12 protein-coding genes are annotated in these 13,573 nt (G+C 68.9%); 6 read left to right on the forward strand and 6 right to left on the reverse strand.

Going from position 1 to position 13,573, the window contains the following annotated elements:
• Positions 1-96: 96 nt before the first annotated feature.
• Complete coding sequence (locus tag BM394_RS20240) at positions 97-1,827, reverse strand: ABC-ATPase domain-containing protein (protein WP_092980998.1); 1,731 nt, start codon at positions 1,825-1,827, stop codon at positions 97-99.
• A 170-nt stretch (positions 1,828-1,997) separates the two neighbouring features.
• Here BM394_RS20240 and BM394_RS20245 point away from each other — a divergent pair, with 170 nt between their 5' ends.
• On the forward strand, positions 1,998-2,792 hold the full coding sequence (locus BM394_RS20245) for a lysozyme (protein ID WP_217643626.1): 795 nt from the start codon (positions 1,998-2,000) through the stop codon (positions 2,790-2,792).
• A gap of 75 nt (positions 2,793-2,867) precedes the next feature.
• Here BM394_RS20245 and BM394_RS20250 read toward each other — a convergent pair whose 3' ends face one another.
• On the reverse strand, positions 2,868-3,980 hold the full coding sequence (locus BM394_RS20250) for an LCP family protein (RefSeq protein WP_092981000.1): 1,113 nt from the start codon (positions 3,978-3,980) through the stop codon (positions 2,868-2,870).
• Positions 3,981-4,166: 186 nt separating this feature from the next.
• Between BM394_RS20250 and BM394_RS20255 the strand changes: the two genes are divergently transcribed.
• Positions 4,167-5,651, forward strand: a complete 1,485-nt coding sequence (locus tag BM394_RS20255) for an NAD-dependent succinate-semialdehyde dehydrogenase (RefSeq protein WP_092981003.1) — start codon at positions 4,167-4,169, stop codon at positions 5,649-5,651.
• Between the two features lie 70 nt (positions 5,652-5,721).
• On the opposite strand, the gene BM394_RS20260 is transcribed toward BM394_RS20255, so the two are convergent.
• Positions 5,722-6,411 carry a GntR family transcriptional regulator gene (locus BM394_RS20260; RefSeq protein ID WP_092981005.1) on the reverse strand — a complete coding sequence of 230 codons (690 nt, stop codon included), beginning with the start codon at positions 6,409-6,411 and terminating at the stop codon, positions 5,722-5,724.
• Positions 6,412-7,150: 739 nt separating this feature from the next.
• On the opposite strand from BM394_RS20260, the gene BM394_RS20265 reads away from it, so the two are divergent.
• Together BM394_RS20265 and BM394_RS20270 are read left to right on the forward strand one after the other, a co-directional pair.
• Entirely contained in the window at positions 7,151-8,074 is a 924-nt protein-coding gene (locus tag BM394_RS20265; RefSeq protein ID WP_217643627.1) for a TIGR03621 family F420-dependent LLM class oxidoreductase, read from the forward strand.
• Positions 8,075-8,191: 117 nt separating this feature from the next.
• Complete coding sequence (locus tag BM394_RS20270) at positions 8,192-9,178, forward strand: DMT family transporter (RefSeq protein ID WP_092981007.1); 987 nt, start codon at positions 8,192-8,194, stop codon at positions 9,176-9,178.
• 112 nt (positions 9,179-9,290) lie between these two features.
• Here BM394_RS20270 and BM394_RS20275 read toward each other — a convergent pair whose 3' ends face one another.
• A complete protein-coding gene (locus BM394_RS20275; protein WP_175530195.1) occupies positions 9,291-10,019 on the reverse strand; it encodes a pectate lyase in 729 nt (242 codons plus the stop codon).
• A gap of 326 nt (positions 10,020-10,345) precedes the next feature.
• On the opposite strand from BM394_RS20275, the gene BM394_RS20280 reads away from it, so the two are divergent.
• Complete coding sequence (locus BM394_RS20280) at positions 10,346-11,155, forward strand: SAM-dependent methyltransferase (RefSeq protein WP_092981015.1); 810 nt, start codon at positions 10,346-10,348, stop codon at positions 11,153-11,155.
• Between the two features lie 8 nt (positions 11,156-11,163).
• Here BM394_RS20280 and BM394_RS20285 read toward each other — a convergent pair whose 3' ends face one another.
• The gene (locus BM394_RS20285; protein WP_245780335.1) at positions 11,164-12,468 is read right to left on the reverse strand and encodes an MFS transporter; all 1,305 of its coding nucleotides are present in this window, start codon (positions 12,466-12,468) and stop codon (positions 11,164-11,166) included.
• Between the two features lie 59 nt (positions 12,469-12,527).
• Here BM394_RS20285 and BM394_RS20290 point away from each other — a divergent pair, with 59 nt between their 5' ends.
• Positions 12,528-13,235: a GntR family transcriptional regulator gene (locus BM394_RS20290; RefSeq protein ID WP_092981020.1), complete on the forward strand. Its 708-nt coding sequence runs from the start codon at positions 12,528-12,530 to the stop codon at positions 13,233-13,235.
• A gap of 164 nt (positions 13,236-13,399) precedes the next feature.
• Here the strand turns inward: BM394_RS20290 and BM394_RS22920 are convergent, their stop codons facing one another.
• Positions 13,400-13,573: a hypothetical protein gene (locus BM394_RS22920; protein WP_175530191.1), complete on the reverse strand. Its 174-nt coding sequence runs from the start codon at positions 13,571-13,573 to the stop codon at positions 13,400-13,402.

Here is a 13,573-nt window from a genome sequence, read left to right on the forward strand (position 1 = left end):
CGGGTGCGGCGCCGTCGACGTCCCGGGGTCCCTGGTGCCAGGGTGCCCACCTCGGTGTGCGGGGAAAACCCGCCTGCCACGGTGCGGGCGGGGTTGTCAGTCCCGGAAGGCCCCGACACGCAGGGTGCGCAGCCGGTTGAGCGCGGCGGCGAGTTCGAAACGACGCGGCACGGCGAAGTCGCCGACGTAGCGGTCGTCGACGGCGTGGATGCCGCGTTTGGCGACTTCGGCGTCGTAGGCGTCGAGCACCTCGTGCACGGTGCGGCTGCCGTCGAGCATGCCGGAGCGGGCGCAGGTGACCAGCGCCAGGCCGATGCCGGTGACCTGGCTGGGGTCGACCAGCTGCTCCACGGCCCGCAGTTCCACGGTGGACTGTCCCAGGGTCAACGCGTCGGTGCCGCGCGAACGCACTTTCGGCCGGTCGGTCTCGACCGACTTGGGGTCGGGCACGCGGGCGCGGGTGTCGGGAAACGTCTCGGCTTCCCGGTGCCGCCCGGTGGGGGTGGTGGCCAGGGCGCGGGCTCGGTCGGTGACCTCGTAGCAGCGGTAGGAGTCCAGCATCAGCACCCGGTCGGCGACGTCCATGTAGTCACCGGAGCCACCCATGACCATCACGGTGGACACGCCGTGCCGCTGGTGCAGCGGGCGGATGAGGTCCAGGAACGGTGTCAACGGTTCGGAGTCCTTGGCCACCAGTTCCTGCATCCGCGCGTCGCGGATCATCAGGTTGGTCGCGGCGGTGTCCTCGTCCAGCAGCAGCGCGTTCGACCCGGCTTCGACCGCTTCGACGATCGAGGCTGCCTGCGAGGTCGAGCCCGAGGCGTTGTCGGTGGAGAAGTCGCTGGTGTCCGAGCCGGTGGGCAGGTGGCTGACGAAGGGGCTGACGTCGACGCGGTGCACGCGCCTGCCGTCCTCGGCGCGGACCTTGACGGTGTCGGGGGTGCACACCACCAGTTCCCGGCCGTCGCCGGGAACATGGTCGTAGATGCCGTGTTCCAGGGCGCGCAGCAGGGTGGACTTGCCGTGGAAACCACCGCCGACGATCAGGCTGATGCCTTCGGGGATGCCCATGCCGGACACGCGCCCCCGGTTGGGCAGGTCGAACTCCACCCGCAGCGATTCCGGGGAGGAGAAGGGCACTGCCTGCTGCAGCGGGCGGTCGTCGATGCCGCTGCGGCGGGGAAGCACCGCGCCGTCGGCGACGAAGGCCACCAGGTTGTGCGGGGCGAGTTCGCGCCGCAGCGCGTCGGTGTCCTCGATGGAGTCGACGAACTCACGCACCCGGGACTGGTCGGCGGTGTGCCACCGCAGCGCGGCCTCGACGGTGTCGGGCAGATCACGGCACAGCGCCTGCTCGGCCTGCTTGCCGTCGATGCTGCGTCCGCGTCCGGGCATGTCGATGCCCAGCCGCAGGATCACGGTGCCGTCGACGATCTGGCAGGCGCTACGGTCGAGGACCTGTTGCCTGCCCGCGTCGACGCTGAGTTTGCTGTCTTTGAGTCGGCGGTGCACCGCCCGCACCAGCACCCCGGCGAGGCCGCGGGCTCGTGCCGGGTTGGACCACAGGTCGGGGGGAAACCCGGCGTGTTCGGGGGTGACGCGGACTTCGCAGCGGCTGGCCGGGGCGTAGGGGTCGGGCTGGACCCGCTGTATCTGCAGCGTGAACCCGTCGAAGGACCAGGTGCCGGTCAGCGACTTGTAGCGCCCGTAGCTGGCGCCGTGCATCGACCTGAGTTGGTCGCGTAGCCCCTGGGCGGTGCGATTGGTCGGTTCGGCCGATTGACCACGCCCACTCGGTCCACGATTGTTACTCGCTCGTTGTGCCATCCCCCGATGGGTACCCGAGCCGTCGGTGAATATCCAATCGAGTTCTCCCCGGCGCGTGTGACAGGGCCTGACGGGGCGCTTTCGGTAGCCTCCCAGCCGGGTCACGGCGACACGGTGCGTGTTTGAACGCGCGGTCGTCACCACCCGAATCATCGAGGAGGATCACCGTCGTGAGCGATGTCAGCTCCGCAGCCAGCCGATCACGTCGACACCCCGGAACGAAACCGCGCCGCGCGGCCCGTCTGGCGAGTGTGCTCGCTGTCACCGTGGTGGGACTGGCCACACCCGCCGCAGCGGCCCCCCACGCCCCCGGCCCTCTCACCTCCGGCGCCACCGTCGCCGGGATGGACGTCAGCGGGCACCAGGGCACGGTGAACTGGAACTCCGCCTGGCGCCGGGGCGCCCGGTTCAGCTACGTCAAAGCCACCGAAGGCACCGGGTTCCGCAGCCCGACCTTCTCGTCGCAGTACGAAGGGGCGCTGCGTGTGGGAATGCTGCGCGGGGCCTACCACTTCGGCCGCCCCGACCTGTCCGGCGCGGCCGAACAGGCCCGGTTCTTCGTCGCCAACGGCGGCGGATGGTCCCCCGACGGGCACACCCTTCCGGGAGCGCTGGACATCGAGTACAACCCGTACGGGCCCGACGACTGCTACGGGCTCTCCCCCGCCGCCATGTCCGGCTGGATCGCCGAATTCAGCGACACCTACCGCGCGTTGACCGGCCGTTTCCCCGCTGTCTACACCACCCGCCACTGGTGGAACACCTGCACCGCGGCCAACCCGGACTTCGCGGGCAACAATCCCCTGTGGGTGGCACGGTACGGTCCACGGGTGGGGGAGCTTCCCGCCGGCTGGGGCAGTCACGCGATCTGGCAACACGACAACCGGGGTACGTTTCCCGGCGACCAGAACCTGTTCAACGGCGACATGGCCGCGCTGAAACGGTTCGCCACCGCGGCTCCGTGAGCCCGCGGCCCCGTCTCCCGCACACCCCGAGTCCGGACGGGCACCGGCCCCAGCCGGTGCCTCCGGTGGCCGTCGCTAGCCCAGCATCCGCTCGGAAACCGCCCGGTCGGCGGCGATGGCCTCGAACAGCCGCGACGCCCGCTGTGAATCCCACTGCACCACCGACTGGTCGTTGAGCCTGTCGAACCCGGCGATGGGCACCGTGCCGGACAACCCCTCGCCGGAGGAAATGTCGCCCATCGCTCCCGCCAGCCCCGCCAGGTGCCACGCGTGATCACCGTTGTCGAGCAGGAACGTGTCGCCGGTGGCCGAGATCAACGGAAACATCCGGAACGGGTTGAGCAACGTCGTCGGGCTGGTGGTCTTGTCGATCAACGCGCCCAGCAGTTTGCGCTGGTTCTCCACCCGCTGCAGGTCCCCATCGGCGTAGGCGCGGCTGCGCACGAAGCCCAACGCCTGCGACCCGTCGAGCCGCTGGCAGCCGGCGGAGAGGTTCACCCCCGCCTTGGGGTCGTCCATCGGCTGGTCCAGACACATCTCGACCCCGCCGACCGACTCGACCAGATTGGCGAATCCCCCCAGGCCGATCTCGGCGTAGTGATCCATGTGCACCCCGGTGATCGTTTCCACCGTGCGCACCAGCAGCTGCGGGCCGCCGAACGCGAACGCCGCGTTGAGCTTGTTCCGCCCGTGTCCGGCGATGGGCACCGAGGAATCCCGCGGCAGACTGACCAGCACCGGCTTGCCCCCACCGGCGGGAATGTGCATCAGCATCATGGTGTCGGTGCGCCTTCCCCCGGCATCGCCCGCCGAAAGCTCCTCACGCCGCGACTCGTCGAGTCCCTCACGGCTGTCGGAACCCACCAACAACCAGTTCGTGCCGGGCGTGTCCTCGACCCGCCCCGGGTAGTCGGCCAACGCGTCGGTGCGCTGCAGCGAACTGTCGACATAGACCACGAGCCCCACCAGCAGCAGCACCACCAGCAGCAGCGTGACACCGATCCCGCGGCCCCACCGTCGCTTCTTCCCGCGCTTGGGGGTCGAAGCCGCACCGGAACCAGAATGCCCGCGGGACGACGACCTCCCCCCGCGCGAACCGCCGGCACGGTAGTAGTCGTATCCGCCCCGTTGCTGCCCGCGGGACGCCGAACCTCGCCCGTCCGGCTGCTTCGCCGACCAATCGCTCATGCCCGGTAATTTATCCGCGCCCCCCACCCTCGCCGAAACGGGCCATCACCCGACAGACACCCCGGAATCACCCGACAAGCCCCACAGCCCCACCGGTCACCACACAACACGCCCGAACCGACACCGACCGCCACCATCGGCCCCGTCGACTGTCCCGCCCCGAACACCGAAAGGCATCATCAAGTCATGAACACCCACGACCAGCCACACCACCCCAGGGAAACCACCGTCCTCGACGCCGTGCCCCGCGGTCTGCTCATCGACGGAACATGGCAGTCCGCCGCCGCGGAACGCACCTTCGACGTCGAAGACCCCTCCACCAGCACGACCCTGTGCGCCGTGCCCGACGCCACCGCCGACGACGCGCTGCGCGCGCTCGACGCCGCCGACCGGGCCCAGTCCTCCTGGGCTTCGTACCCGCCCCGCCACCGCGGCGAGATCCTGCGGCGCGCCTTCGAGACGATCACCAGCAGGCACGAGGACCTGTCCCTGCTGATGACGCTGGAAATGGGCAAACCGCTGGCCGAGTCCCGCGCCGAAGTCACCTACGCCGCCGAATTCTTCCGCTGGTTCGCCGAGGAAGCCGTCCGCATCGACGGCGATTACGCCGTCTCCCCCAACGGCAGCGGACGGATGCTGGTCACACGCCAACCGGTCGGACCGTCGCTGATGGTCACCCCCTGGAACTTCCCCATGGCCATGGGCACCCGAAAAATCGGTCCCGCCGTGGCGGCGGGCTGCACCATGGTGATCAAACCCGCCCACCAGACACCGCTGACCATGCTGGCCCTGGGCGAGATCCTCACCGAAGCGGGACTGCCCCACGGCGTGCTCAACATCATCACCGCCCGGCACGCCGACGAGGTGATGCGCCCGCTGATCACCGACCCCCGCGCCCGCAAACTCACCTTCACCGGCTCCACCCAGGTGGGACGCACCCTGATCGAACAATCCGCCCGACAAGTACTCAAAACCTCCATGGAACTCGGCGGCAACGCCCCGTTCCTGGTCTTCGACGACGCCGACGTCGACGCCGCCGTCGACGGGGCCATGCTGGCCAAAATGCGCAACATCGGTGAAGCCTGCACCGCGGCCAACCGCTTCTACCTGCACCGCGACATCGCCGAGGAATTCACCGACAAACTCACCCGGCGCATGCGAGCACTGCGCCTGGGACGCGGTGTCGGCGACAACGTCGAAGTCGGCCCGCTGATCGACTCCGCCCAACGCGACAAAGTCACCGAACTCGTCGACGACGCCGTCGGCCAGGGCGCGCGCGTACTCACCGGCGGCAAAGCCGAAACCGGAACCGGCTACTACTACCCACCCACAGTCCTGACCGATGTTCCCCCATCCGCCCGCCTGACCAGCGAAGAAGTGTTCGGGCCCGTAGCGCCGATCAGTACCTTCACCGACGAGGACGAAGCCGTCACCGCCGCCAACAACACCGAGTTCGGGCTGGTCAGCTACGCCTACACCCGGGACATGCCACGCGCGCTGCGCGTCAGCGAATCCCTGCAGACCGGCATGGTCGGACTCAACCAGGGCGTGGTCTCCAACGCCGCCGCACCCTTCGGCGGAGTCAAACAATCCGGCATCGGCCGCGAAGGCGGCAAGATCGGCATCGACGAATACCTGGAAACCAAATACATCGCCGTCGGCGGGCTGTGACAGGGGCGCACTCCCGTATCCGAGCGGCGCCGTCGCCGCCACGACGGGCCGCCCGGATACGCGGGTGCGTCTACTGCTCGAGCGAAGCCGTCAACCGCTGCAACGCATCGTTCATGTGCTCCTCCAACCGCGACAGCAACAACCGCTCGTCCCCGGCCTCGATCGCATCCACCAGCCCCTTGTGCTCATCGACCAACGCCTGCGTGTCCGCCGGATACGTATCAACCAACGCGGCCAGACACATCCGCTTCTCCACCAACAACGTCTGCGCCATCCGCTGCAGCCGAGGGCTGCGAGAAGCCGCCACGAGCGTCTCGTGAAACTCCTGATCGGCCTCGGTGAGCCCGTCACGGTCATCCTTGGCCACGGCAGCGACCATCTTGGCGTGCGCCCCGGTCAGCTCCGCCACCGCGTCCACCCGGTGATGCCGCACGATCTGCTCACACGCGCTGCGCTCGACCGCCAGCCGCGCGACATACACATCGTGGACATCCTCGGGCTCCATCGTGGTCACGAACAGACCCCGGTGGGGTTCACTGTGCAGCAGTCCTTCCTGAACGAGGCGCTGCATCGCCTCCCGCAGCGGCCCACGACTGACACCCAGCTGCGTGGCGAGATCGGCCTCACCCAGCTGACTCCCCGGAGCCAACGAGCCATACATGATCGCCGAACGCAACTGATCGGCGACGATCGCCGCCGTGGACTTGCGCTGAACCGGTTCCAACTCCCCGGCCTGGTTCTGTTCGTCGACTCCCAACATCTCGCACCCTCTCGTCATTCGAGGTCCCCACCCCTGACCGCGGGAGCGGGGCGGCTGCGGCACGTCGACGACGCGCTCCCGGAAACAAGCCCGACCGGCCACCCGGACAGAACCGGCCCCCGACCGAACAAGACCCGGTGAACACGCATGACACACCACATCCGCGTCCGAAACAGCGACAGGAACGACACCCGAACGCGGAACACCCCCGCGCCCGTTTCGCCACCCGCACAGGTCTCGGCACGATCGGCGTCTCGGTGACGGACGATCCTCGCTCGTCACGAGTAGCGGAGGCACGCGTGCCGCCAACAGCGCATTCGCGCTCGCGGTACGCGCCACCGAGAACTCCCTTCACGTGTGCGCGCCCGAACGGGCACGCACAACGGCGCCCGACCATCACAACTCAAGACGCCGATTGTTGACAATGCTACCCCCTTGGTCACCGGTGCCCTAACCACGAAGGGCACTCGACACCGACGAAAAAACCGACCGTGACCAGAAACCCACACCCCGTCATGCGACGCTCCACAACCGGACGCGACAGCCCCACCACCACCGGGTGCCGCAGACCACACCCCGCCGGGCGACAACCACAACGCACCAGGACCGGCCGGACACCACCGACAATCGAACGGCCACCACCGGCACCCGAAACCGAACGGCCCCGAACGCACGGATTCGCTCTCCGCGCAACACCGATCGGTGCCACACCGACCCACACCCGTGACACGGTGTGCCCGTGACGGACGAACGGATCGAGATCTCGGTACAGGCCACCCCGGACCAGACGGACACGTGGACACAGCTGGCACGCCGCTGCGAGCACCTGGGTGTTCGGGCGCTGCTGGCAGCCGACCACCCGGGTGTCGGCGCATCACCGTTCGTGGCCCTGGCCGCGGCGGCAGCCGCCACCTCGACACTGCGAGTGGGCACCTACGTCCTCAACACCGGCGTGCGGGACCCGCTGCTGATCGCCGCCGACGCGGCCACCCTGGACGTGATCTCCGACGGTCGCGCCGAAATCGGCCTCGGAGCCGGACACACCCCCGCCGAATGGGAAATGACCGGACACACCCGCCCCTCCCCGGCCGCGCGAGTGCGCAGGCTGCGCACGGTGGCCACGGCCGTACGCCAACTGCTCGACGGATCCACCGTTCCCGCCGACGACCTCGCGGCGCTGCGCGAGGTGTCCCTGCAGGCACCCCGACCGATCCAACAACGAATACCGCTGCTGGTCGGCGGCGCCAACCCGGACCTGCTGCGCTGGGGCGGGGCGCACGCCGACGCCGTCGGGCTGTCCGGACTGGGCCGCACGCTGCCCGACGGGCACTCCCACACCGTGTCCTGGTCACCGCAACGCGTGGACGCACACGTCGAGCGGATCCACCGCGGCGCACGGGCCGCGGGCACGAACCCACCGACCGTGGAGGCGCTCGTGCAGCAGGTCGTGGTCACCGACGACCGGCACGCCGCTGCCGCGCCCCTCGCCGAGCAGCTCGACACGCCGATCGAGGACATCCTGGCCGTGCCCTACCTCTGGATCGGCACCACCGACGAAATCATCGAGCAGCTCCACACCGCCCGCCACCGGTGGGGCATCACCCGCTGGGTCGTCCGCGGCGACGCCCTCGACCACGCCGTGCCCGTCCTCAACCGGCTATGAACCACCCACCGACGCTCCCCGCCCGGCGCACATGCGCAGCGCGACGTTCAGAGGCCGATACGACAACCCGATAAACGGATTGCTCGACCGCACGGCGAACGGCCATCGTGTCAGGACATGGACCGCGACGCCGGCGTGATCGTGTCACGGGCTGCTCGTGCGCGCCCCAGGCCCGCGGTCGCCCTGGGTGCGCTCGGTATCGCCACGTCCGGGATTTTCATCGACCTGTCCGGCGCGTCACCGGGCACTGCCACGTTCTTCCGGTGCGCGCTCGCGTTGCCGTTGCTGTGGCCGCTGGCCCGCGGTGAACGGCGCCGGACGGGTGGGCTGTCGTGGCGCGGCGGTGTCGTCGCGGCGGCGGCAGGAGCGTTCTTCGCCGGGGACGCGATGTTGTGGACGCAGGCGATCCTCGAGGTCGGCGCCGGGGTGACCGCGGTGCTGGTCAACACGCAGGTGATCATCGTTCCACTGCTGAGCTCACTCGTCGACCGCGAGCGCCTACCGCGCTCCTTCCCGGTCGTCGTTGGCTGCATGGGCACGGGCATCGTGCTCACCGGCGGAATCCTCGGCACCGGAGTCTCCGGCGACGCTCCGGCACGAGGAACGGTCCACGCCGTGCTGGCCGCGTTGTGCTACTCGGGATTTTTGTTCCTGCTGCACCGCGGCGGGCGTACCGAAGGAGTGGTGCAGTCCTACTGTGGCGTGCTCATCTCGGCAGCCGCCGTCTCGATCACCGTTGGAGTGCTGTGGCAGGGCATCACTGTGACACCCGGCTGGGTGGCGTTGGGATGGTTGGCCCTGACAGCGGTGTGCGGCCAGGTCGGCGGCTGGTTGTTGGTCGCCCTGGCGACCTCTCGGCTGAGCAGCACGGTCAGCTCGGCTCTGCTCATGCTGACCCCGGTCGGTGCTCTCCTCCTGGGCGCTCTCGTCCTCGGCGAGCGGCCTACGCTCCCGCAGCTGCTCGGCTGCGCCCTGATCCTCGCCAGTGCCTACGCCGCGTCCGGCTCGTTCCACCGCCGCTTCACGAACACCGGTGGGAAACCGCGTGACAGTGCCTCCTGGACCGATCGGGCTGAGCAGCCGGACCGGAACGGCCTCCCCTGACCGCACCGTGAGGGGTGTTCCGATTCGGGAACGAGAGTCCGTCCCGCGCCGGCGATGTCGGCGCGGGACGGACGGCCTCGCCACTGTCGGGATCCGGCAGTGACGAACGACATCATTCGAACGTGATGTCGGACTGGTCGTAGAGGCAGTTCGCCCCTGGACCGCTGCCGACCTCTTCGGGCTCGCCGGAGTCCTCGATGCCCTCGTACCAGGAGCAGATTCCCATCTCGGAATCACCGACGATCGTGATGTCGGAGAACTCGGCGGTGTCACCGTAGTTGATATTGACACCGGCCAGCGTGTCGCCGGGAGCGGTGGCGGTCACATTGTCGATGACCACGTGGCGGTCGACCTGGTCGCTGCAGTTGCCGCAGGAGCGGTACAGCTTGCCGAAGTCCTCGACCCGGAAGTCACTGATCGTCATGGTTCCCGCGCCGTTGGCCTGAAACACCTTGTCCGCGGCGTACTGGGCACCGCCGCCCCGCACGGTCATCGTGGCCGAGGCGTCGTCGGCGTCGAACGTCGCGGCGTCCTCGCCGACGTCCTCCCACCACACGTTGCGCAGGGTGCAGGAACCCTCGCAGTGGATCCCGTCGGCGGCCGGGGCGCCGATGATGACGTTTTGCAGCGTGGCCCCGTCGGCGAGCTCGAAGATCGGTGGCTGCCCCTCGGTCTGGTCACCGCTGCCGAGCTCTCCCTCGCCGTAGTATCGGGTCAGACCACCGTCCATCGTGCCCTCGACAGGGATCGTGGCATCCACAGCCTGCTCTCCCCGCGCATCCGGCACGGGCACTTCGGCGTGTCCGTACGGAACCGCCACCACCATTCCCAGCACCGTCATCGTGGACAACGTCGCCAGGTACAGACTTTTCCGAATTCGGGACGAAACACCTGTCAACAAAGCTCTTACCTTTTCCTGTCGGGAAAGAAAACGCTTTCCAAAACAGGCTAGGCCGGACCTGCCCCTTGCCCCAGTGCCCGATCTTCCCCGCCGACTGCTCCGAACGCTCCGTGCGCGCTGGTTCGCACGGTCCTCACCCACGCGCCGGGCAACCATCCCGGACCGCCGAGCCCGCCACCACTGTCACTGTCGAGAACTGGGCAGTCACCGGCAGCGCACGTAGAGTGTGGCCGACAAGATCACCCGACACCGAACGCGAGCACCCCATGGACGAGAAAACAGCGGAACTCAACGGGGACCGCCCGAACTCAGCCAGGCTCTACGACGTGTTCCTCGGCGGCAACCACAACACCGAAGCCGACCGGCAACTGGCCGAACGCATCAAGAAATCAGCGCCCCGCTGGTCGCTGGGAGCGCAACTCAACCGCTCCTTCCTGCGCTGCGCCGTGCACTACATGGCCGCACAGGGAATCGACCAGTTCCTCGATCTCGGCTCGGGCATCCCCACCGTGGGAAACGTCCACGAAATCGCGGCACAACACAACCAGCGAGCGCGAGTCGTCTACGTCGACTACGAAACGATCGCCTACAACACCTCCCGCGCCGAACTGGCCGACAACCCCAACGTCACGATCCTCAACGCCGACCTGCGCGACCCCCGGTCCGTCCTCGAGCACCCGGAAACCCGCGAACTGCTGGACTTCTCCCGCCCCGTCGGGCTACTCATCGTCGGTGTCCTGCTGTTCATCGGCCCACGGGACCGGCCCGGTGACATCATCGCCACCTACCGCCAGCGACTCAGCTCCGGCAGCTACCTGGCGATCTCACAAGCCAGCGACGACGACCTGCCCGCCGACCTGCGGGACGAGATCGACCAGGTCGTGGCCTCCTACGAGCACGCCGACGAACAACTGGTGCTGCGCAGCCACGACGAAGTCGCGGGCTGGTTCTCCGGAACCGAGCTGGTCCCACCCGGACTCGTGCACTACCCCGACTGGAGCCCCGCCCAACAAGCCTTGAGCGAGGAACAGCAAAGCTGCCGATACGGCTACGTCGGAGTCGGACGCGTGCCCTGAAACCGACCTCACCCCCGGTCAAACCCACGGGCGCGCCGCGACTGCCGAAGCTGGCCGAGCGCGCCCACCACGATCACCAGCAACACCGGCACGTAGGCCAACCGGTAGGACGGGCCCGCCGCCAGCCCCTCGGCCACCCGCAGCACCCCGCCAACGGCGAGCTGGATCAGCACAGCGGCGGTGAAGCCACCCATGTTCGCGGTACCCACCGCCAGCCCCGACCGGTGTGCCGCGTTGACCGTTCTGGCCCCGTCGAAAGCCAGCATCGCCGCCCCACCACCGATTCCGATCAGCACCAGCAACACCGCCAGCAACGCGACGGGCAGCACGCCGGGCCAGCCGATCACGGTCAGCCACACCACGGCCAGCAGCAACGACAACACCAGCACGAACCGCTCCCGACGTGCCGGTCGCCCCGCCACGAACTGCCCACACGCCCAAGCCCCCACCAGGAACCCCGCCACACACAGCAACACCCAGTTCCCCGCCGCCGCGGCACCGTAGCCCTGCGCCCGCATCAACCACGGCGGTCCCCACAGCACCGTCACCGCCACGAACTGCCCCATCATCACGAAGTGCACCCAGAACGAGTGCCACGTGCCGGGCGTGGTCACCACAGCCCGCAGCGCCGCCCGCACCGGCTCGACCTCCCGAGCCGACGACGGCCGACCGACGGCATCACCGGAGCCCACCACCCGGGGCCGGTCCCGCACCATCTCCCAGGCCGACACCGCCAGTACCGCGGTCAACCCGGCCGCCCCCAGAAACGTGCCCAGCCACCCCAGCACACGCAGCGAGGTGGCGAGCGGAGCGGTGGCCGCCAACTGGCCCACACCGCCGACCAACCCGGTCAACGCCGCGATCCTGCCGAACCTCTCGGCCGGGAACCACTGCGCGGCCAGCCGCAGGACGTTGGTGAACAGGAACGCGTCACCGAGACCGATCAACGCACGTCCCGCCAACCCGCCCACCAGGGACGCGCTGACCGCGAACACCGCCGAACCCACGGCCAGCGCCAACGTGGCCCCGGTGATCAGTCGTCGCGGGCCGATCCGGTCGGCCAGGACACCCGCCGGGATCTGCAACGCCAGGTAGATCCCCAGCTGCAGCGCCGAGAGAACGGACAGCGCGGCAGGACCGGCCGAGAACCGATCCAGCGCCGCATCGGCGGCCACCGCCAGACTCGCCCGGTGAAACAGCGCCACGAAGTAACACGCCGCCGCCACCGACCACACGAGCCAGGCCCGTCGTGACGTCGCCGTCGGGACGGGCTCGGTGACCGAGGATTCCGAAGGGTCGATCGTGACGCGCACACCCACCTCCAAACTTGTATGCATCTTAGATACAAGCCGGGTGGAAGTAGAATGACGCCGTGTCGAACACAACACCCTCGGAGACGGCCCCGCCCCCCTCCGGCGACCGGCAGCGGCAACCCGCCACGGACCGCGCCTACCGGCACGTCAAAGCAGGGCTGCTGGACGGCAGCCACCCCGACGGACACCTGCTGTCCGAAGGGGAGATCGCCCAAACACTGGGCATGTCCCGCACCCCCGTCCGGGAAGCCTTCCTGCGGCTGCAGAGCGAGGGATTCCTACGGCTGTACCCCAAACGGGGTGCCCTGGTCGTACCGATCACCCCGGCCGAAGCGCATTCACTGCTGGAAGCCCGTCTCGCCCTGGAAAGCTTCGCGATCGACAAACTCGCCGCCCTCGGCGAGCAGCACCTCGTCACGGTCGGACGACGACTGCTCGACCACCCCGCCTGCGAACCCGGCGAACTCTCCGACTCCGAGATGCACGAGGCCGACCGCGACTTCCACGCACAGCTGGTCGCCGCCGCCGACAGCCCCGTGGTCACCGACCTCTACAGCGCGCTCCGCGACCGCCAACTGCGCATCACATCAACCGCCCGCACCCACGAAGCATCCCGGCGCACGGCAGTCACCGAGCAGCACAACAGCCTGGCCACCGCGCTGCACCACGGGGACACGACACTGGCCAAACGCAGACTGCGCGAGCACCTGGCCCACACCATGCGCGCCATCGGTATCAGCGAAGACCTCCCACGCACGGAGCAGTGAGCCGCCCGGCGGCTACCGACGCCGGGCACGAGCCGGCAGGCGCGGCGAGCCCGTCGACCGGGAACCGGCAGCTCACGGACCGACCGGTCGTTCCCGTGCGCACCGGGCTCGGATTCACGTGCCGGGCGGGCCCTCGAGTGCGCGGGCACTCCCGGCACGTCGACTCATCCCGCACGTGGTCCACGCGGGAACAACGGTCTTCCTCCTCGATGGCGCGAGAAACCGGAATCGCGCGAGGACCGCGGCGGTCGTGCCGACAGCAGCACCGCGCAGGTGATCAGCAGCGTCACGACCACGAAAATCGTGACACCGATCTCGACGAGAACCCAGATGGGCAT

Origin of the sequence: Actinopolyspora lacussalsi subsp. righensis, from assembly GCF_900116555.1 — a bacterium.
Taxonomy (GTDB): Bacteria; Actinomycetota; Actinomycetes; order Mycobacteriales; family Pseudonocardiaceae; genus Actinopolyspora; species Actinopolyspora lacussalsi.

Bases quoted from the DNA above. Each gene is read 5' to 3' on its own strand.
- BM394_RS20240 (WP_092980998.1), bottom strand. From the start codon at position 1,827: ATGGCACAACGAGCGAGTAACAATCGTGGACCGAGTGGGCGTGGTCAA.
- BM394_RS20250 (WP_092981000.1), bottom strand. From the start codon at position 3,980: ATGAGCGATTGGTCGGCGAAGCAGCCGGACGGGCGAGGTTCGGCGTCC.
- BM394_RS20255 (WP_092981003.1), top strand. From the start codon at position 4,167: ATGAACACCCACGACCAGCCACACCACCCCAGGGAAACCACCGTCCTC.
- BM394_RS20260 (WP_092981005.1), bottom strand. From the start codon at position 6,411: ATGTTGGGAGTCGACGAACAGAACCAGGCCGGGGAGTTGGAACCGGTT.
- BM394_RS20270 (WP_092981007.1), top strand. From the start codon at position 8,192: ATGGACCGCGACGCCGGCGTGATCGTGTCACGGGCTGCTCGTGCGCGC.
- BM394_RS20275 (WP_175530195.1), bottom strand. From the start codon at position 10,019: ATGACGGTGCTGGGAATGGTGGTGGCGGTTCCGTACGGACACGCCGAA.
- BM394_RS20280 (WP_092981015.1), top strand. From the start codon at position 10,346: ATGGACGAGAAAACAGCGGAACTCAACGGGGACCGCCCGAACTCAGCC.
- BM394_RS22920 (WP_175530191.1), bottom strand. From the start codon at position 13,573: ATGCCCATCTGGGTTCTCGTCGAGATCGGTGTCACGATTTTCGTGGTC.